A 22,022-nucleotide genomic window follows, 5' to 3' on the forward strand; every position below is an offset into this window, starting at 1 on the left:
CTCATCAATACTAGGAGTCAAAATTAGCATTTTATATATTTAATTCGAAACCCCTAACCTTCCACGTATCAAGTCAATCGCCTTTTCGAAACGCTCTTGATAGGTCCCGCTAATGCTTACGAATGGAATTTTATATTCATTCAACAATTCCTTCAAGCGCTGATTATTTTCTTCTCGAACCTGTTGTTCCCCATGCACCCTTAATCCATCATCCACCCATTTGACGTCAGGTTCTAAAAATAGACATAGATCATATTGTTGGTTCTTGGCAATTTCGTTTAGGACCTGTTGCGTTTTTTGATTATATAATTCTGAGTAGAATTGAGTGACAGCTGCCTCAGTGTCAATAAAGACAATTTTATTTGCTTGTTTACTAGCTTCATACTCTTTTAGTTTATGACCGTATGCAATGAGAGGGTAATCCTCGTCTATCATAATTCCATCACAACCTCCCAACTCTTCACAGATATCCCTGCCATATTCGCTTACATAGGTCGTGTTATAAATAAGTGCTAAATTTCTCGTAAGCGTTGATTTTCCACAGCTTTCAGTGCCCAATATGACAACCTTTTTAACGAAATATGGTTTCGTTACCTTAGGAATGTAGTGCCAGTAATGAAAAACACCCTTTTTTCGAATCTCAGTTGCCGATATCGGAACCTGTTCCCGTTTTTCATCAATCAAAACATGCGTTGCCTCAGGATATAATTCTTGAAAAATCGGGTCATATCCCTTTTCAGAGCTGAACACCACATCAATGTTTTTCCCGATTGCCTCTTTTATTTTAATTGACCCTTCTTTCCAATTGTAATCTTCATTTCCATCATGATCCTCTACTTCAATGACTTTAACGTTCGTCATTTCCTTCGTTAGTTGGGAAAGCCAACGTAGCCGGATCCGACTTGGAATATAAGGAAGCTCGCTCCCTTCACAAAGCTCCTGGTCCCTTTTTTCGCTATGAGACAACACGACAAACAATTCTTCTACCATCGTGGAGGCTTTGATAATGGCGTACACATGACCTTGATGCAAAGGTAAAAACTTTCCACCGTAAAATCCAACCTTTTTCATGAAACTTCCTCCTTCTTCTGCTTTTTATACACTTTCGACCAGTTGTAATAGCCGTAAATACTATTGATCAGAAAGGCCGACCACATGACAAGCATCGATACATCGTTTCCTCCTTGTAAAGCCAATGCCTTCAGCCAAAGTGCAATGGAAAGTACATTCACCGCAATCCAAAATAACCATTGCTCAGTGAAACGTTTGAGCATTAAAATCTGAGCAATCACCGATAATGTGGTCGTTGCCGAATCAATCCAGACTACATTGCCGCCTATTTTTTCTAGAAGGTAAGCATATAGAACAAAAATGACTAGGAATGAAGATAATGTAAGGGTCCATCCTTTTTTTGTTAAAGCACTGACTTGAATTTCTTCCCCTTGTACAGTTTGTTTTGTTTTATGTTGATTCCATAAATAAAGTCCTACAAACTGTAATGGAAAATAAAACAAGGCATTTAACATGACCTCGCCATAGAGGCCATATCCGTAAGAGATATGGGCATACGTTCCGGTTTGGATAATTCCAAAATAGTAATTACTTATCTTCCCTTTCGCAACCAACACAACACAAAGCATACCGGCAATCGATGTAATGAATCCAAGAATTGTATCATCCCAGACAAAAAACAAATACACATTTACAAGCGTAAACGTTACAAGCCAGAGCTTCTCAAATAAGGTCCAGTCTTTTAAGAGTTTCATTTTTCTTCACTCCTTACTAATTATTAATTAACGAATTGTTAATTGTAATAAAGAAAAAAATTAGTATTTTGCATTATAAATGGATACATATGGATCAAAATCATTAAATCGATAGAGTTGTGCTTTGTTTTTTGACCAACGATTCGTTTTTTGAGGTTCTCCATCCTTCACGACTTTTTCAATAAACGGAAGCGTTGGAGCCTTTCTGAAAAATTGAGAATCTAGCTTTAGCCAAGGCTCATCCATGACTGTCAGCAATACCCCTTGCAACTCAGACAAGACAAATTCCTTTGGTAAAAAGTTTTTCGCTAACGTTGTTAAAGACATATCCTTTTTAATGAACCATAACGCATCATCGATAATTTCTTTGTGGTCAAAGGCAAGGTCCAGCTTAAACACCTCATCCATCGAGAATAACGCTACCTCGTCAGCGTCATCTGCGGCTCTCCTTTTGCCTAGCTTATTTTCAGGAACTATTGCGTAATGGGCATTCGAAATTATCCACCCCCGCTTATCACGACCAAATTTGTCGTAAACACCAAAGTGCTTGACTTTTAAGCCTTCTATACCCGTTTCATCTCTTAATTCGCGTACTGCTGCATCATAAGCAATTTCCTCAGGCTTAATAAACCCACCAGGCAAAGCCCATTTTCCTCCTTCGATATTAGGCATACCTTCTTTTGTATTCTCCGCTCGTTTAATCAGCATAATTTTTAATGTCTTTTCTGGTGGCTTATAAGGACCCACCTCTGTTGAAATAATCGTAAAAACAGCAATATCACTTGTATATCCATCTGGAGTACGATACTTACTCACATCATAACTTAACATATCCTCACTCATTTCTTAGTCACCTCGTCCCGCATCATATTGATTAACATTTTGTTAATTGTTAATAGTATTATATCAAACACATGAACAATATGTTACATAAAAATTTCGACAAAAACTTCGATTTATAGGTTCAATTAACTAGTAATGTTAATTATTAATGAATTCTAGCACCTGTATAACCCTACCATAGTAACAACCACAATAAGCCCTTTATCCTACCCTCTTTCTGGTAAAATAAAGAATTGAAAGGGGCTATTGATTGATGGAACTGCAAACAAAGGATAATCGAAACTTTACGAATCAGCTACCAAAGTGGGCAATTGGTTGTCATATCGGGCTAATCTTCATTCTCTTTATCATCGGAATCGGTGTATTTGGTCTAGGTGCCAAAGAAATTTCTGTGACAGGATGGGGTTTCTCCATACTACTATTTGCAATTAGTGTTGCCTTTCTCGGGCTTTCATGGTTTGGCTATAAGAATTTACGAAAATACTTAGATGTTGTTATTAACATCCAGCTTGGTGAAAATAGTTATTATTACTACGTTAATGACAAAACGGAGGGTGAAGAACTACAGTTTTTTCTTCCTTATGAAAATATGAAATATGTTTTAATTGGAATGGATTATCGATTAAAGGCAAAGTCCAAGATTCATAGTGGTGAAAATTATCAAATGAGGACGAAATTTGTTCCAGTCCGTTCCGCAAAAATCATCATCTATGGTGTCGATACCAAAAATCAAGAAATGGTTACAAGCTTTCCGCATGCGGATGAGAAATCACTTTTTGAGTGGATTGACGTTTTTGAAAAGAATGGAGTTGACATTTTCGAGACGGATAAAGCCTTAACGGCTACCCCTAGAACCCCCGAAGTACTTGATTCCATTCCGAAGAAGCGGTTTGATGGAACTCTGTCCTTTGTAATGGGTTCAGAGGCGGACGGTTTGGAAAATCTCTATTTAACGGAAAAGCAGAAAGAAATACTTGCGGAAAATAAGAAAAAGAATCGGAAGAACGTTTTTTTATATACCCTTCTTCTATCCATTTTACAGATCATAATGATTTGTTTCTGGTTCCCGAATTGGGACATCTCAGGAGAATCGTTTAGTGACAGTTCTGGCGAATTCGTCGCACTTTTCTTTACGGTTCTTTTACAGTTTTTTATTTATATTAAGATAGAGCGGGTCAATTGGTATGAGCCGTTACGAGATATGTTTATCATTTATATAGGTATCTTCGTTGGTATACAGCTCTCACCTGACGAACGAGCAACTTTTCAGCCGGCGGTTCAGAATTATGCCATGATGACGATTGGAGCGTTTTTGTTTCTTTATTATGGTATGAAGGTATATTCTTGGTTTCATAAATTAAGGAAGTCTTTAGGGAAAACGAAACAAAAAGATGATTCACGTTTTTAGAAGATGTAGTGGCACCTACATCCTCACACTTTTTCTATATGGAATAATAAATACCGCTCCTATTCCAGGAGCGGGTTTAGTTTACACTTGTTAGTTTCTTCTTTTATGGTTTTCTTTTAATTAATAATGTTTGGTGTCGGAAAGGTAATTTGGTATTCAAACATAATTTTTAAGTATAAGAATTTTGATGCTTATTGAATGCTCCGTCTTTTTAGAATAATACTTAACAAAATTAAAATTACGCTATAAATGCTAAAACTAACTATCATAAGAATTGCTTCACTCATAAAATTAACTGGTTTGTGTCCACTATGGTTATTAATCTGATACTCTTCCCCTTTGTAAGTGAACCAAATAAAAATTGAAATAAAAACATACATAATGATTAGGATCATTGACTTTAAATAAACAAAGCTTTTTTTATCTGAAGAAATTGATTGCAATGTATAAATTAATAGACCACCATATACAAGCATTATTATGATTATTTCAGAAAGTCCCATTTTTATCCCCTCTTAATCCTTAGATACTAATCTTAAGTAGGCTCCAATTATCCTTTTTGCAGGGTGTAATTCACCATCTATTTTCTACAAGTTACCTGCATTTCCCTTCCACTTACTATAATTATACAGACTTAAAAGGAATTTCATCCTACAATGTGATTAGAAAGTCAATGAGAGGTTGAATTAAAAAAACATTTATTGGCAGACATCAAGAATTGAATCGAATATACTTGAGGTGAAAAGAGGTGTCTGAGTTTTGAAACTTTTCCTTAATATTGACAAAACACTTAAAGAAACGAAAATTACCATCGAAGGGCCTAAGTTGAATGAAGATATACAGGAGCTCATTGACTTTATCAATGGAAGGGAACAACAATTCCTGGTTGGGAAAAAGGGAGAAATGCAACATATTCTCAAACCGGATGAGATTCACTATTTTCATAGTGAAAATGATCATATTATTGCCGTAACGGCAGCAGATTCATTTATTTTAAAAGAGAAATTATATGAGCTGGAGGCCATGCTCCCTTCTAAAAAATTTATCCGCCTGTCTAAATCGGTTATCGCCAATTTGAATCAATTGAGCCGTTTTGAGGCATCATTCAATGGCACACTCTGTGTTTACTTCAAATCAGGAAAGAAAGAGTATGTGTCTCGTACCTATGTCTCTAAGATTAAAGAAGTTCTAAAATTGAATAGGAGGAAAGTTGAATGAAAATATTTATTATCCGCAGTTTAATGGGTATTTTCTTCGGAGGCTTTATTGCGGTTTTAATCACCAATCTGTATATCCTATTTGGTGACTACGATATGATAGATGGAGCATTATTTTTAAAAAACTCTGTGGGCTCTGTTCTATGCGGATGGTTTTTTACAGTCAGTTCGTTGTACTTTGAAAACAGGAATTTGAACCTTTCCCAGCAGACAATTATTCATTTTTTAACCGTCACGATTCTGTACCTCATCTTGGCGTTCACAATCGGATGGATCCCATTTACTATTATAAATATTTTGTTAACATTATTAATTTCCCTTGTCGTTTATATGATTTTCTGGGTAGCATTTTATCTTTACTTCAAAAGTCAGGCACGGAAATTAAATGATGATTTAAAGAATCTATGAAGAATTGATGTTTATGAGGTACAAGGTTTGTTTATACAATTTATAGCGGATGCCAGATAAAGAATAAAACAACTTACATGTAGGCTCAGTTAAGTAATAAACATCGAGAAGACTGTTACCAGAAGTACTGTTAGATATTTATAGAGCAGCTACTAAATAATATTTCTGACTTTTAGCTACCTCTTTCCTTTTGAAGGTAGCTTTTTCATATCTTAAAAATGTGATTAGTCCATTTAAACATAATGTAACCCTAACTTAATAACGCATTATCTAATACATGCTTCTATGTTCTTGCTCTATTTAGGCTTTCCGGTGCCCTTACAAGTATGACAATCATGAACATGAACAGTTTCAAAACCTGAAGAAAAAAATCCCCTTCCTGAGCAGTCGGGACAAATTCCCCTTTGAAATTTTTTGTATCGTCGTTTTTCTTTTTGATTACCAAAGAGACCCATATAAACCCTCCTATCTTTTTCTTTAGTATACGTACTTTTATTCGTTTTATATTATCGTTTATACAATAAATGATAAATGATAATTAAACTGCCTTTTCGTTTCATAACTTCAACAAATAGTGCGTTAATCCTTATTGGATCAACGCACCTGTTTTACGAAGTTGCATTCGAAATTTTATAATTTTTATGATTGACTATGGTTGTAATTGGTTCGTCTTTTTCCTTATTGTACCCATACTCCACAATAACAGAATTTTCTCTTACAACCGTAACAGTACCTTCATAGCTTCCCCCATCACGCTTGAATAAAATAATATCCCCGATTTGAGCAGTTGCCATTTTGTCACCTCCGAACTTATTATTTTCAGCAAAGATAAAAAAATGCAGGAACAAGCTGTATTTATTGTTTACAGGAAAGCACCCTTTATTTGAATAACAAAACATCAATTACCTTTTTTCATGAAAAGTAGAAACCCTCTTATCATTCCAATCACAAAAATGAGAACCCCATTAGCCAATGTTATAAGTCCTAAAAATGCACCACCATATCCTGCACCTTCTCCTGTTCCTCCTGAACTCCAATCATAAAAATGAAGAAATAATGCCCCGCTTGAAAAACCAATAACTGGACCAAGTATCATCATAATAATGCCCGATAACAAAAGATTTAGTTTTCCTGTTTTAAATAATGTAAAGAAAGCAACATTAAGAAATATTAAAATTAAGATAAATAATGCCAATATTAGACCTTCCATAATGTATCCCCCAGTGTCTGTGAAATCTTACCATTGTAAAAAAAATTGAAAAAAAGTGCGTTAATCATTGATTGGACAAAGCACCTATTGGCTTAATAAATCCATTCCTTTAATTTTGAACTAGATTCTAGAATGGAGTCCATTATTTTTGGATACACGTCATCAAGATGGGGTCACAAATCGCCGTCCCTTCAAAGATTAATTAGCTCCGCCGCCTCAAATACTTGACGCAATTCAATCTGACCTTCCCCATGTCCTTGCGGGTCAGGCATCTGCATGGCCCATTCGATGGCTTCTTCCCTTGATTTCACATCAATCAAAATGAAACCGGCAATCAATTCTTTCGACTCCGTAAATGGACCCTCCGAAACAACTGGCTTTTCCTCTGGTTTCGGATAAGAAAGACGAATCCCATTTGAGCTTGGATGAAGTCCTTTTGCAGCAACACGTACCCCAGCCTTAACTAATTCCTCATTGTACTTGTTCATAGCTTCAATAAGTTCAGAACTCGGGAGCTTTCCAGCTTCTGAATTCTTCGATGCTTTGACAATTATCATAAACAGCATGTAGTTTCCCCCCTTCATTTTTAGAGGCTCTTATTAAACAGCATTTTTACTATGTATTCTATGATATCCTGTTAAATACTTACCATTTTCTAACATACATCGTTTGTATAAAATACTTTTTACAATAAAAAATATTTTCTTTTTTACTTGCTTGCTCTGTTCGCAAAACTAAAGGCTGACTCTTATCACATCACAGCTCTTCAATTCGTACATACCATTAGGTCAACAACTTTTTTATGTTTACCATTTATTCACTATCATTCCAAATATCAGGATTGTCAAGGGATAGATTTTCTCCGCGTACAACGAAATCATAACTATCTTTTGCACCAGTATACCAATCTACAATGACTAACTTTCCGTTGTTATTACGCACAAGAAATTCCGTTACTTCACCATAACTACCTGCAGTCTTTTTAATTTCAGCAGGTAATTTAAGATAGAGAAACCCTCCATTCGCATCATCAGTATACTCTACTTCCGAAGCGTCAATCTCAATATTTTGGACCTTATCATTAAATTTTCCGTACACTTCATTTTGGAAAAGAATTTTCTTTTGCGTATACTGTTTTAAGTTTTCGTTATCGATAAATGTATCCAATTCAATATCCGTACCGTTCCAAACAGCTTTATAATACTCTGTAAGTACTCTCTCACACATTTCAAAAGCCGTTTCAAAATCCAGCACAGATAGTTCACTTTCATCATTAGCTAAATATTCAGGATTCTTTTGCAATTCCTTCCTCTCAGTACTTGATGTCATCTCTGTGTTTATAGCAGTATCTGCAGTACTATTTACTGAGACTACAGGCGTATTTTTTTCATACTCTTCAGTAGTAACCGTGGTACAGGAACTCAAAGTAAATAATACTACTAACAAAATCACAAATTTCAATGTATCCCCTCCAATTCAACTCTGAACTTCTAGCCTCCCCCTTTAATGTTTAGACGATGTCATTGTTATTTTCGTTACAATAGTATTTTTTTCGAGCTATTCTTCAACAATCGTTCAAGAAACAACAGCCCTGCTCAGCAATCAAGATCTTTAGTGAATAAGTAAAATAGATTTACAATCTCCTATAAAGTTTTTACTGCTGAATGGACTTTTGGTAGTTGTGCAATTGTTGATCTATTATAGTTGAATATTGCTCCGCAACAAGTCCTGCTCCAATACTATTTAAATGAATGCCATCTAATGTTAAGTGAAGTCCTCGTTTTTTTGATAACCGGTCGATGCGTGTAGGATGTTTATAAAAGAGAACATCCAGCATCACTCTCATAACGTTGATACTGACATAATCAGAACTAGTGGCTTTTAAAAGATGTTCCCCAAATATGGAATGCATATCCAGAAAACTTACATTTACATGATGATCTTTAGAGAGGGATTGGATGATAGAAGATAACATTGTGATTTCTTTATTCGATTCATTCTGTAAAGTTTCACCCACTAATGCTGGCGCAACTGTAACCACCTGTTTAGAAGAGGAAATAACCATTTCTAATATTTTGTTGTAATACTCCCTAAATTCCTCGAAACTTTTTGCAACTGGCTGTGCTTGGACTCTCAACAATTTTGAATAAACATCATTGACTCCAATCCAAAGGAAGATAAGTTCATAATTTGTTTCTAATTTTATTTTTGTTAAACGGTTATGCAAACTTTTAACTGTCTCCCCTGGTTTGCCAAGATTATCAAATGAAAGATTTGGATACTTTTCTTTTAAAATGTTAACAAAAGACACTCCGGGACGGCCTTCTGTTAAACTGTCACCAATTAGTCCGATCTTCATTGTTTCATTCCTCCTGACCTAAAAAAATCGTAAATGGTTTCAACAGAAACTAGCAATAATTAACTAGGATCATCACTACCGTTATTCAATAGAATTACCTAATCTACTCCTTACTAAGTCCTTCAATTGTTTCAAAAATTAGTGAATACACCTGTTTTATGTTTTCATCCGTTTTTTTATCATTATATAATCCAAAACCCCAACTTTTTAATAATTTATCTTCATTTGATGTAAGTACTCCAACAGCGTAGTTATTGCCAGCAGTCCAAGTCCAAGACTCATTAAATTCTGTTTCTCTTACGGTAAAAGGGATATGACTATTTGCTGAAATAAAAAAGAACGGAATCATTGAGTCTAAGTAAGTATTTGCATACTTGCTTTCAGATGCTTGAGGAAGATTTTTTTCTGTAATAAAGACTGCATCATACGATCCGATATTCTCGCCTGTAAGTTGCTCAAATGAAATTTCACTGAAGGTAACCTGTTCTTCTTTCACTTCTGGTCGTTCCCCAACTACCGCTATTTCTAAAGATTTACCTTCATACAACTCGAAATTAGGACTTTGATTACAAGCCGATAATGCAAATGTAAATATTAGCAATAAAAAAGATAAATAGTTTCTTCCTATTTTCATATTCCGCCCCCACAATTCAATCTGATTATCTTTAGCACTAAACCAGTATCGCAAGAAAAATTTTACAGTTAATTCTTATTTCGAGGTTAATAGACCTAATTCCTCCATTAACTTCAGAAGATGGACAAAGAATATGGTGAAATTGCAATTGTACTCTCACACCCAATTAGTTCAGATGACTGAATGTCTAATTAAAAGTTCTTTATTATCCAAAGTAGTATTTTGAAATCAAATGAATAAATTCTTCCTCAATTTCCCCTTTCTTTTTCACAATAATATAAGTTGATACAGTGGGAAGTGTGAAAAGGTCGAAGTGTGGTTGCATTAGTTTTCCTTCTATTAGCTCCCGTCTAACAATTGAGTGTGGTAAAAACGATATGCCAAGCCCTTCCTGAATGAATCGCTTAACAATATGGGCTTGTGTAACCTTCATCGTTCTGAGAGTATTTACATGTTTGTTCAGCTTATTAAGTAAGTTATCCCAATATACGGGATGATGATGAGTGAATACATAATCTTTCTGTAATACTTCCAATACGTCAATTGGAGGTCCACTTTCTTCATCATATGTATCAGGTGAAATGACAAATAGAATTGGGTCTTCGTAGATTCGAATCGACTCAATATTCTTAAATTTAGCATCTAGAGCTGAGATACCCAGATGCACGTCACCGTTATCAACAAGTTGTTCAATAATATCGGATTCTTCAACTCGGATACTGATTTCAACTTCTGGATGACTCTCCATAAACGTTCGTAAAATATATGGTAAGATCGTCTCGGCCATAAGTGGTGAAATAGCAATTGTCCAGTTTGTACGAAATCCTTGTGCATATGTTTGTATCCTGTTTACGCTGTTTTCCATTTGTTCGACTAGCATTTTTGCCTCTTTATAGAATAGTTTGCCGGTATCAGTCAATGTAACACGGTTATGAATTCGATCAAAAAGCTTCGTGCCTAGGTATTCCTCTAATAGACGGATATGGACGGTCACACTAGGTTGAGAAATAATAAGTTTTTCCGATGCTTGTCGAAAATTCGTCGTTTCCGCTGCTACAATAAATGTTTTCAACCACTGAAACTCCATGAAATTCCCTCCATAGTTAATTAAAAATTTTAATCATCTTAATACAAAACATTTAATTTATATAATCATATAACAGCACTATACTAAAGAAAAGGAGGAGAAACAGAATGTTTAAAAAGGGATTAAAAGATGTAGTAGCTGTTCAAACAAACATTGCTTCTGTTGAAGGAGATTTAGGGAAATTAAGCTACAGAGGTGTTTTAATAGACGAACTTATCCCATCTTATTCGTTTGAAGAAGTAGCATATTTAATTTGGCACGGAGTATTACCAGACGAAACGGAGCTAAGGAATTTAGAGATGAAACTCATGAATAGTCGTCTGTTACCTCTCCATGTTTTAGCAATCCTCGATGCTTTACCAGCAGATGTACCATTGATGGATGCTGTACGTACAGCTATTTCCGCATATGCTCATGCTGACTTTTCTAATAAACCCATTGAAGAGCAAGCAATAATTCTTACTGGCGCAATTCCAGTAATCGTAGCAAAACATTACCGAAAGCAGCAAGGTTTACCTCCCGTCAACCCGAACCTAAAATTGTCTCACATTGCGAATTACCTATGGATGATAAATGGGGAACTGCCAAATGACCTACGAGTTGAAGCACTCGAAACCTATATGAAATTAACAATGGAACATGGATTGAATGCAGCTACGTTTTCAGCACGTGTAACAATTTCGACAGAATCAGACTTAACGGCGGCAATTACGTCTGCAATTGGTACAATGAAAGGTCCTCTGCATGGGGGTGCACCATCGGAAGTTATGGAGTTACTTGAGGAAATTGGAACTAGGGAAAACATTATACCCTTGATCGAAGAAAAACTCCAAAAGGGAGAAAAAATAATGGGTTTTGGACACAGAATCTATAAAACAGAAGATCCAAGGTCCATTCTTTTGAGAGATAAGTGTGCGAGTATGTTAGGCAAAGATGAGTGGTTAGACTTAGCAGTTGTGGCTGAAAAGGAAATAATTGATTTACTCGCAAAGCATAAGCCTGGACGTAAACTTTATACAAACGTCGAATATTATGCAGCTGCAATAATGCGATCTATCGAGATGCCTCCAGAACTGTTTACATCGACTTTTAGCGTTGCGAGAATTATTGGATGGACAGCACATGCAATAGAGCAACTTGCAGATAACTCCATTTTTCGCCCCGAATCAGAATATGTAGGGATTAGGACGTTCTCTTAGCTGAAAGGTTTTCTTAAGGACATTAAATATAGATTGAAAGCCTGATAGGAATAGATTCCTTTCAGGCTTTACCTCAAACCTGTACTCTCAAGATGCACTTATCTTATAATCTCTAACAGGCTTTCTAATTTATTTATTTCATAAGTAGGTTTTATTGATGTATTATTTACTTTGTACTTAGGGTTGAACCAACAAGTATCAATACCATAGTTAATTCCACCTTGAATATCAGAAGTCAACGAGTCACCTACCATTAATACGTTAGTTTTATTTGTAATTTGCAACTTATGAAAAGCAAAATCAAATATTCCTGTTTGTGGTTTTTGGAATCCAGTGGATTCAGAGATAATAATTTGTTCAAATCTACCTTCTAATGGAGAATTGATAATTCTTAATGTTTGTACATCAGTGTATCCATTCGTTATAATTGCTAAGCGTTTATGAGACAGATTCCAAATCACTTTTTCAGCTCCTTGAACAAGATGCGTTTGTTCTCCAAGGAATGCTAAATAATCTTGATTGAAAACAACTGCATCTATTTCTAGCTCATGTTCTAGGAATAATCTTCTAAATCTCTCTGAACCAAGTTCAGCAAGGCTCATTTTTCCAATTTCTAAATCTCTCCACAACACTTTACTAATCTCTTGATAACTCTTTTCGTATAGATTTAAGCTATTTAATAAATTATATTTTTCAAAGACTTTATTAAAAGCTACTTGTTCCGACTTAGTAAAATCAAAAAGCGTGTCATCTATATCAAAAAATATAGCGTCGTAAATCTTCATTTTATCCCACTACTTTCTAAACTGGTTAAAATAAACTACTACTAAGAACTCCTATCTTACACCTACTTTCGTTTTAAATCTTCTTCTAGCTGTTTCTCTATCTCATCATTACTTACCTTTTTCATCTGTTCTTCCTTAACATTAAGATGTTTTGAAATAAGTCTTAATTGATACTTAATAGTCGAAAGGCTATAAATTACATAGAGAACAAATATAGTAGTAGCTATATACCAAAACATCGAAAATCCTCCTGACTCTTCCAATATCTATCTATACGGCATAAAAGCTTCAGCTTCTTACTCCTTAATAACTATCTCAATGGTTTTCCAGATACGATATGCCAATGGAGATGTTTTGAGTCCTGATAATCCCCTAGGTTAGTAATAACTCTACAAGCACCGTTTTCTTCAGTAACCATAGTTGCAACCTTCTTAATTACTCCCAGTAATTCTATTAGTAATTCGTTATCACTTTCTTCTATTGTAATTAAAGAAGATATATGTTTCTTTGGTATTGCAACAATATGGACTGGATAAAAAGGTCTTGTATGATAATAAGCTAATACATTTTCTGTCTCCAACACTATATTTATTTGGACTTTACCACTTAATACTTCATCACAATAAAAATCTTCAGTCATAATGCCCTCCATAATAACTTCTATTTTCATTCAATTCCCTTGTTCAACTGATCCGTTAATACAATAAATTCAACAAAAAAAGCGAATAATCCTTCTTGGATCATCGCACCCGCTACTTTAAGAGTATTTATAACACTTGGCAAATAGATAATCTAAGATGAATATTAAAAAAGTCTAATCTAGCATTTTTATCTTTACTCACCAAAATTTACATCAAACAGATAATCAGATGATTGGGTACCTTCGAAGCTTTCTTGTGTGATATTTCCTTGATCATCTTTTTTTTCTTCAGTTTTCCTCATTGCAAAGGTTGAAATATAATAGCATTCAATTGGTAATTTTTTATTATCTAATAATTGTATTTCTCCATTTGATAAGAAAAAATGAGTTTGATTTTCTTCTGCATAATTAATTCGTTCTCCCGTACTTCGTACGACATAGGAAGTAAAATCACCCTTTGTACGAGTTATATCTTTAATATCAAGCACATTGAGAACTTCAAAATAATGGTCAGCTTCAATTAATCGATCGTATTGGAGCCATGTTTCAAGCTGACTAATCGTAACTCGATACCTACTCTTAACCATATCATATCGAATTTGATAAAGATTATAGTAATTGTCATTTTGTCCGAGAAGCTGCCAGCTTAATTCTGTAATTCTACCATCTTTAACATATTCTACTTCAAAATCCTCAAGCCTAAAATTTTGGTTCTCTAACTTTAATCCTTGCTTTATCAGTTCATATTCATCTTGAAAATCCATCGTATATACTGAACCAAGTTCATGTTCGATAAATATTGGGCGGCTTTCCCATTCATGAAGTGCAAATGGCAAAATCCAATGGATCAGTATAAATGCAAGAACACCAAAGACAGCTGCCATTCGTTTTACATCTGTATTTAACATAGGTCGAAAGAATAACAGGTACACTATAAACCCAAGAGGAAGTGGAATTTGATTGAAATGAAAAGCAAATGAACCTAATATAAAGTATCCAATAATTTTTAACGGAAAATGAGATTCTGCTTCGTCATTTTTCAACAGTAAAAATAAGAAACTAACAAATAATATAACTGTGTAAACAATAGATGCCATTTTTACCCCCTTTCTAGTAGGAAAACTCATTGTTGTAGATCCAAAGCTGAACAAAGCAAGCATAAGTATAATATTCCTCTACGTATATGGCATACCTTCTTCAAATATCCTGCTCGTTCGTTGAATAACTCCACAAAAATAAGTGTTAGTCCTTTTTCGATTCTCGCAACCGTTTTTTGATGACTACTATTTACTTATTTTTAATTTCCTCTAATAATGAAATGACCTTTTCATTTTGCTCAATTAATGTATCATTCTGCTTTCGTATTCTTGTAAAATCAAACAAAAACACCAGCAAAATAACGATTATAAAAATCAAAAGTAATTACCTCCTAAGGAACTGCCATCTCTATTCTCAAACTAACTCGTAACTTGAATAGCCTTATAGATAAAAAGAATCCTTTCAAAAAAATAGAGATGTACTATTATCAATTCTAATATTTGTAAATATCAATAAACGGACTATACCCTGGGCTAAATGTAAATGGAATAAAAATCCCAAAAACCCCAATACCTTCTATCAGAGTTCTAACCCCTTCTTCATCTTCAAGGATAACACCCATCTTATTTATAAAAATATAATCGTCTTTTGTTCTATGAACTACTTTTTCTTTTGAATTTTCGTGTTCACAATCATCACCAACACACTCTATATCATATTTACTCGCTAACCACTCATTAAAAGTCTCTGAAGAAGGTTTTGAGAATGGTAGGGTAAGAAAAATTAGAGAGAATGTCAAGAGTATCATTTGCTTTTTCCTCATAAATTGCCTCCCTAAATTTAACAATATTATCAATAATTACATTTTACACTATGATATTTAAATATTTCATTAAAATTAAACCAAGTATTGCCATAGAGTGCTTTAACTATTTTTCTGAGAGCTATGGTTTTTACTGTCTTTCTCCCATTTCCACATACCCACCCATTATTTCCTTTGGAACCATGCTCCCTCCTGTTGCCCAAGAAATATGAACTGCTTGTTTCATTTTATTAGTTAAATGATGTTTATCGATATACTCCCTTCCTTTTGATTCTGAAAATAAACGAGCCGGGCCAGCAATTCCTGCTAATGCCGATGGTTCTAAATAAATATTTTCTGTTTGAGCCAACATACTCAGATAAGCAAAGAGGTGATGATCTTCAACCGTATAAACACCACTAATCAGGTGCTCCATTGTTTTTCCAACAAAGCCCGATGGTCTTCCAACCGCTAATCCATCAGCAGCCGTTTTATTATCGATACCAACATCTTGGACAGATATCTTTTCATGTAGCCCCGTTAATAAACCCAATAACATACATGGAGAATGGGTAGGTTCCGCAAAAAAGCAATGGACATGATTTTTAAAAATATGCTTTAGACCAAACGCTACACCACCTGGCCCTCCGCCCACGCCACATGGAAGGTAGACAAACAATGGATGATCTTCGTCGATTTTGATTTTCATCGCCTCTAGTTGTTTTTGTAGTCTTAATGCTGCTACGGCATAGCCTAAAAACAAATCGATTGAATTCTCATCATCGATAAAATAGCTTTTAGGATCTTTCAAGGACTGTTTTCTTCCTTGTTCAACTGCTACACTGTAGTCCATTTCATGTTCAATGACTGTTACTCCCTTACTTCTGAGCAGGTCTTTTTTCCATTGCTTTGCATCTGCTGACATATGAACCGTTACTTTAAACCCTAGCTTAGCACTTATAATTCCAATACTTAATCCTAAATTACCGGTAGAACCCACCACAATTGAATAATGGGAAAAGAACGCTCTGAATGCTTCACTGTCAAGTCTGCAATAATCATCTTCCGTTGATAGAAGTTTATTTTGAATGGCCAATTCTTCAGCAAACTTTAATACTTCATAGATACCGCCTCTTGCTTTAATGGAGCCAGAAATCGGCAGATGACTATCACATTTTAAGAGCAGTTTCCCTTCTATCTTTTTATTAAAATCACTTTCTAGGGAACTCTGCATCCAAGGAATTACTTTTAATGGTGATTCAATGGTCCCATCCATTCCCTTTGTTTCTGGGAAAGCACTAGCTAGGTAAGAAGAAAACCTCCTTAACCTCTCTTCCGCATCACGGATTTCCTTGATTCCTAAAGAAACATGTTGAATGGCTCTTTCAAAATCTTGGTACTTTGGATTATTCCAAAAAACTTCTTCAGTTGCCATCAGTCTTTCTAACAAAGGAAAGGCTTGAATCCATGCCTCTTTTGTTTTTCCAAAAATAAATTCCATTCCCCGCACCTCTTTGAAAATAATAAGATAATTTCATCAATTCCATTTTATCTTTCAAGAGTATGGTCTGGCTACAAAAGAAACGATTTTCGAATAGTTATCTAATCCACAAAAAAAATCACAGGCTTCTCACCTGTGATTTTCGTTATATATTGAATTTAATATTTCAACCCATGACCTAGTTTATAAACATTGCCGTCACTGTCTTTATATGCATAACTCATACCAGCAGGCATGTATTTGTCTTTATCATATCCTGGTACGTCATTAGGCGATACACATTCACCATTTTGGTAAACGGCAATTACTTCTTCACTTGCAGGCAATGTTAACGGTAAAACACCAGTTGGCTTATGTTTTCCTGCAATCACTTCAAGTTGTGCATTGTGGAATGTATCGTAACCCGCTATCAAAGCGTCGGCCATTGGTTCTACATTTCCTAAAATCCATGGGAGGATAATATTTACACTCATTACGACTTTACCACCACGACTATGAATGCTGTCCACGACTTCCTTTAGATGATCTAGTCTACTGATAGTGGTTTCCTGATACAATGCCCCATCGACCGCCGAGTTAACTTTATCCTCACAAATTTCAAGCTCTAGTAGACCTGGTGTTGCATTAAAGTAAGAACCGGATTTTGGATGTAGGAAGAGAATCGCCGTATCTGCCTCTTCATAGTTGTCTGTTAATGTAAACAGTCCAAGTTCTTTCGCTTCATTTCTCGCTTTATCCGTATAAGAAGTCGCTCTTTCTTGCTCCTTATGAAACACTTCAATATATACCTTTTTTCCATCCAGCTTGTCCGCTGAAAGTGGCAAGGTTTCGTTAGAATTTTTCAGTACGGTCACTGACTTTTTATGCGCTTCATATGCAGCTGTCCAATGTTCTTTTGTACTGACAACCTCAGTTGCTTTTTCTGCGTCATTATACGTGCGTTCATCAAAAAGACCTAAAGCGAACATTTCTGTTAGCAGTCGTACATTTGACTCATCGATTCGTTTTTCAGTGATCCAGCCTTTACTAATGGCTAATTTTAGGTTTTCGATATCATTCGTATCGGCAATTAAATCGGTACCAGCATTAATTGCTTTAGCAAAGCGTTCTGCTTCACTGCTGTTTTCCATCCCCCAACTCATGTTGTTAATAATCCCGCTATCGCTATTCACATAGCCCTTAAAGCCAAGCTTTCCACGAAGGATATGATCGATGAAATAACGATTAAATGTAAATCCTACCTCTTCGAATGGGATTTCTTCTCCTTCAAACTCCTGGACCACACTCTTCTTAATACTTGGAATTGAGTAATACGGCATGATGGAAGATGTTCCATGTTCTGCCGCTGCTCTAAATGGTGGCAGATGGTACTTTTCTAAACTACCCGGAGTTGGATATAGATTCCATTTTCCTTCCTCATAGTGAGGGTCAAAGCCGTTCTCTCTCGCTCCCCCACCCGGGAAATGCTTTGTAGTCATCGCTATACTATCTTTTCCTAAAGTTTCTCCTTGGAATTCGTCAAGGATACGACCAATCACATCCGCTATAAACTCTGGATCTTCTCCAAATGTCCCATACGTACGTTGCCATCTCGGATCTGTCACCACATCAGCCATATACATATAGCCTTTTCTTAATCCGGTTGCATTCCATTCTTTACGGGCAATCCTTGCAAATTCACTAATAAGGGAAGCATCACCGCCATTCTGGATATCCCCTTTTGCTGCCGCTGCCAATCCTAACGTCCCTGGCCATGTAGAGAAGATACCAATAGCATCATTCATACCGAATACAGCTTCTCCATTTTCATTTCTGGAGTTCGATGCAATTATTACGGGAATCCCTAAGCGCGTTCCTTCAGCTACCTCATTCATCGCGTTAACCCATTCCGCCATTTCAGCTGGACTAAAATTATCCCTTAAAATGAAATGTCTTAGGTGCCTGTTTGCTATCGTATGAGTGGTTCCGTATACTTTGCTAGTAGCGAAAATCGTTTCGCCTTTTTCAATAATACTTTCATCTAACACGCCCTCATGACTTGTCTTGCTCTTATCTTCTTGAGCAAGTCCCATTTTCCTTGAATTAATCAGCATCATTCCAATTTTTTCATCGATGTTCATCAAGGAAACCAGATTTTCTACGCGTTCTTTCGGACTTAAACGCCAATCTTCATAAGGATCAAGCTTGCCATTGTTATTTAAATCTTTAAATTTCAAACCTTCTTGTTCAATAAGTTTCTTCGTTCTTACTTGTAAATTCGGTTGCTTATGCATGTTCGTTCCTCCTAATAGGTCTCATAATTACGCAATCTAGTGTTGCTATGCATCCAGTTTTAGAATGACATCATCACTTGCCTCAACGTTCCCTTTTTTCACAGGTTTGACCTCTATATATGCTTCAGAATTGATAATAACAACAGGAGACTTCAGATCATATCCAGCTGCTTTTATATTTTCAATGTCAAATTCTATGAGTAGATCACCTTTTTTTACTTGAGCCCATTGCTCTACACGGGAAGTAAAGTGCTTACCTTTCAATTGAACGGTATTCACACCAATAGAGATTAATATTTCAGCCCCATCATTCGATGTAATTCCAATTGCATGTTTACTTGGGAATAAAGTTGTTACAACTCCATCCACTGGAGAAATGATTTCACCTTTCGTTGGTTCAATTGCAATTCCCTTGCCTACCGTTTCTGTTGAAAAAAGTGGATCCTCAATTTTACTTAATGGAACGATATGGCCCGTTAATGGACTTGCAATCATTTCTTTTTTTACGTTTCCTATTCCAAATTCTTTATTTGTCTTTTTTGCTGTAAGATCGTTCTTACCTTCATATCCAAATACAAGGGTGAGTACCATTGCGATTAGTAAGGAAGTAAACACACCGATTGCAAAAATTCCAATGGGTGTAAATACAGGGATGGACAAGAAACTTGGGAGTGCAAAGGCCGTTGCTGATACTCTAAATGCTCCCATGATTGCCCCACCGACTGCGCCAGCGATCCCAACGTATAACATGGTTCGCTTGTATCGGACGAGAATACCATATGTGATAATTTCTGTTGTTCCTGCTAATGCACTTGGCAGAAGACCTGATCCAGCAAGTGTTTTTAATTGTTTATCTCTTGTTTTAAAGAATACGCCAATTCCCATACCGATTTGTGCAAATGGTGCCGCGGCAGCCATCGCAATAATTGGATCAAGACCCGATGCACCTAGATTGGCAATGGCGATAGGAATAACCGCCCAATGAAGCCCTAAAATCGTAAGGAATGACCAAGCCGCACCTAATACAGCTCCTGTAACTAATCCACTTTGATCACTTAAAAACTGAATCGCGAATGCTAAGCCCTGACCCACATACGTCCCAAATGGACCAAAAATAAGGATGGTTAATGGCACGATTACGATTAGGGAAATCATCGGATTGATGAACATTTGTAAATCTTTATAAATCACTTTCTTTAAAAACCTATCTAATAAAGCATAGATAGATGCTGCGATTAAGATAGGAAACACGGTGGATGAATAACTGGCTAGTAAAACCGGAATCCCTAAGAACGATACATCCTGTGCCTGAGCCGTAACTAAATTCACATAATTTGGTTCTAATAATGCTGCTCCTATTGCTGCTCCAACAAATCCATTGGCACCAAGCTTGTTTGCCATCGTATATCCGAGGAAAATAGGAAAAAAGTAAAACACAGCATGTCCAGCTGCAGCAAGGATTGCATAGGTACCGCTTTCAGCGGAAACCCAGCCTAATGATTTTAATATGGATAGTAATGCCGTAATTAAGCCGGAACCTGCAAGTACCCCTAAAATGGGTGCAAAGCTTCCGCTAATGGCCCCTAATAATTTATTAACAACTGTTTCCTGTTGCTCTGCAGTAGTATCATTGTTTTTCAAGATTTTGTCCTCCTTGTTGTCAAATCTTTTACTGTAAATGAAATTCTATTTCTTCTTAGAGGAATAAAAGGACTAGTTTCAGACCACCTATAACTAGATGTTATGTACATCTAGTATATTATCCAAAAGGCAGGGCTTTCATTTTACTATCTTTGTTTCAAAGATAAGGCTTTCATTACCACTGAGACTTCATTTCATTTGGTTGATAGTGATATAATATCAAGGAATTACACTAAATAAATTGTTATTTTTGCTAGAAACATTGTATATCTTGCTGTATAAAAAGGAGCATTTTATGAAAGAATCTACATTTATGCCAGTATTGAACGAGAATTTTGAGGTATATTACTGGAGCAAAAAGTATCAATCACATGATTGGGGCAGAAGGCCTGATGCATCTTTAGAAAATTATTCTGAAATCGAGCCTTTATTCCGCTTACATAGTCATGATTCAATGGAGGTCCTCATTTTCTTAGGGGGTGAATGTGAATTTTTCGTTGAAGGACAAACGTATACCTTAACCAAAGGCGATGTTGTCATCATTCCCCCCTATGCGGTCCATAAAGCAAAAGTAAATGATTTTGACAACTATGAGAGGATTGTTTCGACTATTAGCAAATCATTGTTAGATGAATTCTTATCAATGTCTCCCTTTATGAGTGATAGCATCATCCACCATAAAACGCTGGGTTCATATGTCGTCCATCTCCACTCCAAAAATTTACAGGACATTCTCTCTCTCTTCCAAGAAATAAGTAATCGGATAAAAGGAAAAAGTGACCCTTATTCCTTTTCCTTACAATATCTTTTATTTCGCGTGATGGAAATTATCCTGAATCCATCGAGTAGTGAGCCGACAAGCAGTCTTAGTAGTGACGCAGATCAACGCTTACATTCCATTATCGAATACATTGAAGAACATTTGACCGATCCGGAAATGAATTTAGACAACGTATCCAATCATTTTCATTTAAACAAATATTATTTTTCCCATTATTTTAAGAAACACATGAAGGTGCCTTTTTATCGATATGTATTATTGAAACGACTTGCAACCGCCGTTGCCTTCATTCAACAAAATGAGCTCTCAATCGAGGAGATTGCCACAAAATGCGGTTTCCAAGATTACTCCAGTTTCTATCGACTCTTTAAAAAAGAATACAATTTATCTCCTAAAAATTTACAAAAGGAGTTTAGGATGTAGTCAAGTA

Annotated in this window: 24 protein-coding genes; 5 read left to right on the forward strand and 19 right to left on the reverse strand. The window is 35.7% G+C overall.

Features of this window, described 5'->3' with window-relative positions:
- Positions 1-39: 39 nt before the first annotated feature.
- The 3 genes from nadR to V7138_RS07200 are packed head-to-tail and all read right to left on the reverse strand — an operon-like array spanning position 40 to position 2,609.
- Positions 40-1,071 (reverse strand): multifunctional transcriptional regulator/nicotinamide-nucleotide adenylyltransferase/ribosylnicotinamide kinase NadR, encoded by a 1,032-nt coding sequence (gene nadR / locus V7138_RS07190; RefSeq protein ID WP_335395442.1) that lies wholly within the window; start codon positions 1,069-1,071, stop codon positions 40-42.
- Positions 1,068-1,766 (reverse strand): nicotinamide riboside transporter PnuC, encoded by a 699-nt coding sequence (pnuC, locus tag V7138_RS07195; RefSeq protein WP_335395444.1) that lies wholly within the window; start codon positions 1,764-1,766, stop codon positions 1,068-1,070. The genes nadR and pnuC overlap by 4 nt, the downstream gene beginning before the upstream one ends.
- Positions 1,767-1,826: 60 nt before the next feature.
- Entirely contained in the window at positions 1,827-2,609 is a 783-nt protein-coding gene (locus tag V7138_RS07200) for an NUDIX hydrolase (RefSeq protein ID WP_335395445.1), read from the reverse strand.
- A 253-nt stretch (positions 2,610-2,862) separates the two neighbouring features.
- Between V7138_RS07200 and V7138_RS07205 the strand changes: the two genes are divergently transcribed.
- The 3 genes from V7138_RS07205 to V7138_RS07215 all read left to right on the forward strand — a co-directional run bounded on the left by V7138_RS07205 (position 2,863) and on the right by V7138_RS07215 (position 5,642).
- Positions 2,863-4,017, forward strand: a complete 1,155-nt coding sequence (locus tag V7138_RS07205) for a hypothetical protein (RefSeq protein ID WP_335395448.1) — start codon at positions 2,863-2,865, stop codon at positions 4,015-4,017.
- Between the two features lie 759 nt (positions 4,018-4,776).
- Positions 4,777-5,235: a LytTR family DNA-binding domain-containing protein gene (locus V7138_RS07210; protein WP_335395451.1), complete on the forward strand. Its 459-nt coding sequence runs from the start codon at positions 4,777-4,779 to the stop codon at positions 5,233-5,235.
- Positions 5,232-5,642, forward strand: a complete 411-nt coding sequence (locus V7138_RS07215; protein WP_335395453.1) for a DUF3021 domain-containing protein — start codon at positions 5,232-5,234, stop codon at positions 5,640-5,642. Before V7138_RS07210 ends, V7138_RS07215 begins: the two co-directional genes overlap by 4 nt.
- A 608-nt stretch (positions 5,643-6,250) precedes the next feature.
- On the opposite strand, the gene V7138_RS07220 is transcribed toward V7138_RS07215, so the two are convergent.
- From V7138_RS07220 to V7138_RS07250, 7 genes are all read right to left on the reverse strand, one after another.
- Complete coding sequence (locus tag V7138_RS07220; protein ID WP_335395456.1) at positions 6,251-6,436, reverse strand: DUF2187 family protein; 186 nt, start codon at positions 6,434-6,436, stop codon at positions 6,251-6,253.
- Positions 6,437-6,540: 104 nt separating this feature from the next.
- Positions 6,541-6,852 carry an inner-membrane translocator gene (locus V7138_RS07225; RefSeq protein ID WP_335395457.1) on the reverse strand — a complete coding sequence of 104 codons (312 nt, stop codon included), beginning with the start codon at positions 6,850-6,852 and terminating at the stop codon, positions 6,541-6,543.
- Positions 6,853-7,043: 191 nt separating this feature from the next.
- Positions 7,044-7,418: a YciI family protein gene (locus tag V7138_RS07230; RefSeq protein ID WP_335395459.1), complete on the reverse strand. Its 375-nt coding sequence runs from the start codon at positions 7,416-7,418 to the stop codon at positions 7,044-7,046.
- A gap of 247 nt (positions 7,419-7,665) precedes the next feature.
- Positions 7,666-8,304 carry a hypothetical protein gene (locus V7138_RS07235; RefSeq protein ID WP_335395551.1) on the reverse strand — a complete coding sequence of 213 codons (639 nt, stop codon included), beginning with the start codon at positions 8,302-8,304 and terminating at the stop codon, positions 7,666-7,668.
- Between the two features lie 202 nt (positions 8,305-8,506).
- A complete protein-coding gene (locus V7138_RS07240; protein ID WP_335395462.1) occupies positions 8,507-9,211 on the reverse strand; it encodes an SGNH/GDSL hydrolase family protein in 705 nt (234 codons plus the stop codon).
- 103 nt (positions 9,212-9,314) lie between these two features.
- Complete coding sequence (locus tag V7138_RS07245) at positions 9,315-9,845, reverse strand: hypothetical protein (RefSeq protein WP_335395465.1); 531 nt, start codon at positions 9,843-9,845, stop codon at positions 9,315-9,317.
- A gap of 205 nt (positions 9,846-10,050) precedes the next feature.
- Positions 10,051-10,932, reverse strand: coding sequence for a LysR family transcriptional regulator (locus V7138_RS07250; RefSeq protein WP_335395467.1), 882 nt, complete (start codon positions 10,930-10,932; stop codon positions 10,051-10,053).
- A 107-nt stretch (positions 10,933-11,039) separates the two neighbouring features.
- Here V7138_RS07250 and V7138_RS07255 point away from each other — a divergent pair, with 107 nt between their 5' ends.
- Entirely contained in the window at positions 11,040-12,131 is a 1,092-nt protein-coding gene (locus V7138_RS07255; RefSeq protein WP_335395470.1) for a citrate synthase/methylcitrate synthase, read from the forward strand.
- 98 nt (positions 12,132-12,229) lie between these two features.
- On the opposite strand, the gene V7138_RS07260 is transcribed toward V7138_RS07255, so the two are convergent.
- From V7138_RS07260 to V7138_RS07300, 9 genes are all read right to left on the reverse strand, one after another.
- Positions 12,230-12,916, reverse strand: coding sequence for a YjjG family noncanonical pyrimidine nucleotidase (locus V7138_RS07260; RefSeq protein WP_335395472.1), 687 nt, complete (start codon positions 12,914-12,916; stop codon positions 12,230-12,232).
- 62 nt (positions 12,917-12,978) lie between these two features.
- Complete coding sequence (locus V7138_RS07265; RefSeq protein ID WP_335395474.1) at positions 12,979-13,155, reverse strand: hypothetical protein; 177 nt, start codon at positions 13,153-13,155, stop codon at positions 12,979-12,981.
- Positions 13,156-13,226: 71 nt separating this feature from the next.
- On the reverse strand, positions 13,227-13,556 hold the full coding sequence (locus tag V7138_RS07270; RefSeq protein ID WP_335395477.1) for an HIT domain-containing protein: 330 nt from the start codon (positions 13,554-13,556) through the stop codon (positions 13,227-13,229).
- A gap of 194 nt (positions 13,557-13,750) precedes the next feature.
- Complete coding sequence (locus tag V7138_RS07275) at positions 13,751-14,653, reverse strand: hypothetical protein (protein WP_335395480.1); 903 nt, start codon at positions 14,651-14,653, stop codon at positions 13,751-13,753.
- A gap of 190 nt (positions 14,654-14,843) precedes the next feature.
- Positions 14,844-14,972 (reverse strand): hypothetical protein, encoded by a 129-nt coding sequence (locus V7138_RS07280; protein WP_335395483.1) that lies wholly within the window; start codon positions 14,970-14,972, stop codon positions 14,844-14,846.
- Positions 14,973-15,087: 115 nt separating this feature from the next.
- Positions 15,088-15,417, reverse strand: coding sequence for a hypothetical protein (locus V7138_RS07285; protein ID WP_335395486.1), 330 nt, complete (start codon positions 15,415-15,417; stop codon positions 15,088-15,090).
- A 130-nt stretch (positions 15,418-15,547) separates the two neighbouring features.
- Positions 15,548-16,897 (reverse strand): D-serine ammonia-lyase, encoded by a 1,350-nt coding sequence (locus V7138_RS07290; RefSeq protein WP_335395489.1) that lies wholly within the window; start codon positions 16,895-16,897, stop codon positions 15,548-15,550.
- 158 nt (positions 16,898-17,055) lie between these two features.
- On the reverse strand, positions 17,056-19,170 hold the full coding sequence (locus V7138_RS07295) for a glycoside hydrolase family 3 protein (protein WP_335395490.1): 2,115 nt from the start codon (positions 19,168-19,170) through the stop codon (positions 17,056-17,058).
- 45 nt (positions 19,171-19,215) lie between these two features.
- Positions 19,216-20,811, reverse strand: a complete 1,596-nt coding sequence (locus tag V7138_RS07300; RefSeq protein ID WP_335395491.1) for a glucose PTS transporter subunit IIA — start codon at positions 20,809-20,811, stop codon at positions 19,216-19,218.
- Between the two features lie 295 nt (positions 20,812-21,106).
- Here V7138_RS07300 and V7138_RS07305 point away from each other — a divergent pair, with 295 nt between their 5' ends.
- Positions 21,107-22,015, forward strand: coding sequence for a helix-turn-helix domain-containing protein (locus V7138_RS07305; RefSeq protein ID WP_335395493.1), 909 nt, complete (start codon positions 21,107-21,109; stop codon positions 22,013-22,015).
- Positions 22,016-22,022: the final 7 nt, after the last annotated feature.

The sequence above is a fragment of the Bacillus sp. JJ1533 genome (assembly GCF_036965045.1).
Taxonomy (GTDB): Bacteria; Bacillota; Bacilli; order Bacillales; family Bacillaceae_L; genus Ferdinandcohnia.

What these genes read in the sequence shown, in the direction of transcription:
- nadR (WP_335395442.1), bottom strand. Translation starts at nt 1,071, where the DNA reads ATGAAAAAGGTTGGATTTTACGGTGGAAAGTTTTTACCTTTGCATCAA.
- pnuC (WP_335395444.1), bottom strand. Translation starts at nt 1,766, where the DNA reads ATGAAACTCTTAAAAGACTGGACCTTATTTGAGAAGCTCTGGCTTGTA.
- V7138_RS07200 (WP_335395445.1), bottom strand. Translation starts at nt 2,609, where the DNA reads ATGAGTGAGGATATGTTAAGTTATGATGTGAGTAAGTATCGTACTCCA.
- V7138_RS07205 (WP_335395448.1), top strand. Translation starts at nt 2,863, where the DNA reads ATGGAACTGCAAACAAAGGATAATCGAAACTTTACGAATCAGCTACCA.
- V7138_RS07215 (WP_335395453.1), top strand. Translation starts at nt 5,232, where the DNA reads ATGAAAATATTTATTATCCGCAGTTTAATGGGTATTTTCTTCGGAGGC.
- V7138_RS07220 (WP_335395456.1), bottom strand. Translation starts at nt 6,436, where the DNA reads ATGGCAACTGCTCAAATCGGGGATATTATTTTATTCAAGCGTGATGGG.
- V7138_RS07225 (WP_335395457.1), bottom strand. Translation starts at nt 6,852, where the DNA reads ATGGAAGGTCTAATATTGGCATTATTTATCTTAATTTTAATATTTCTT.
- V7138_RS07230 (WP_335395459.1), bottom strand. Translation starts at nt 7,418, where the DNA reads ATGCTGTTTATGATAATTGTCAAAGCATCGAAGAATTCAGAAGCTGGA.
- V7138_RS07240 (WP_335395462.1), bottom strand. Translation starts at nt 9,211, where the DNA reads ATGAAGATCGGACTAATTGGTGACAGTTTAACAGAAGGCCGTCCCGGA.
- V7138_RS07245 (WP_335395465.1), bottom strand. Translation starts at nt 9,845, where the DNA reads ATGAAAATAGGAAGAAACTATTTATCTTTTTTATTGCTAATATTTACA.
- V7138_RS07250 (WP_335395467.1), bottom strand. Translation starts at nt 10,932, where the DNA reads ATGGAGTTTCAGTGGTTGAAAACATTTATTGTAGCAGCGGAAACGACG.
- V7138_RS07255 (WP_335395470.1), top strand. Translation starts at nt 11,040, where the DNA reads ATGTTTAAAAAGGGATTAAAAGATGTAGTAGCTGTTCAAACAAACATT.
- V7138_RS07260 (WP_335395472.1), bottom strand. Translation starts at nt 12,916, where the DNA reads ATGAAGATTTACGACGCTATATTTTTTGATATAGATGACACGCTTTTT.
- V7138_RS07265 (WP_335395474.1), bottom strand. Translation starts at nt 13,155, where the DNA reads ATGTTTTGGTATATAGCTACTACTATATTTGTTCTCTATGTAATTTAT.
- V7138_RS07270 (WP_335395477.1), bottom strand. Translation starts at nt 13,556, where the DNA reads ATGACTGAAGATTTTTATTGTGATGAAGTATTAAGTGGTAAAGTCCAA.
- V7138_RS07275 (WP_335395480.1), bottom strand. Translation starts at nt 14,653, where the DNA reads ATGGCATCTATTGTTTACACAGTTATATTATTTGTTAGTTTCTTATTT.
- V7138_RS07285 (WP_335395486.1), bottom strand. Translation starts at nt 15,417, where the DNA reads ATGAGGAAAAAGCAAATGATACTCTTGACATTCTCTCTAATTTTTCTT.
- V7138_RS07290 (WP_335395489.1), bottom strand. Translation starts at nt 16,897, where the DNA reads ATGGAATTTATTTTTGGAAAAACAAAAGAGGCATGGATTCAAGCCTTT.
- V7138_RS07295 (WP_335395490.1), bottom strand. Translation starts at nt 19,170, where the DNA reads ATGCATAAGCAACCGAATTTACAAGTAAGAACGAAGAAACTTATTGAA.
- V7138_RS07305 (WP_335395493.1), top strand. Translation starts at nt 21,107, where the DNA reads ATGAAAGAATCTACATTTATGCCAGTATTGAACGAGAATTTTGAGGTA.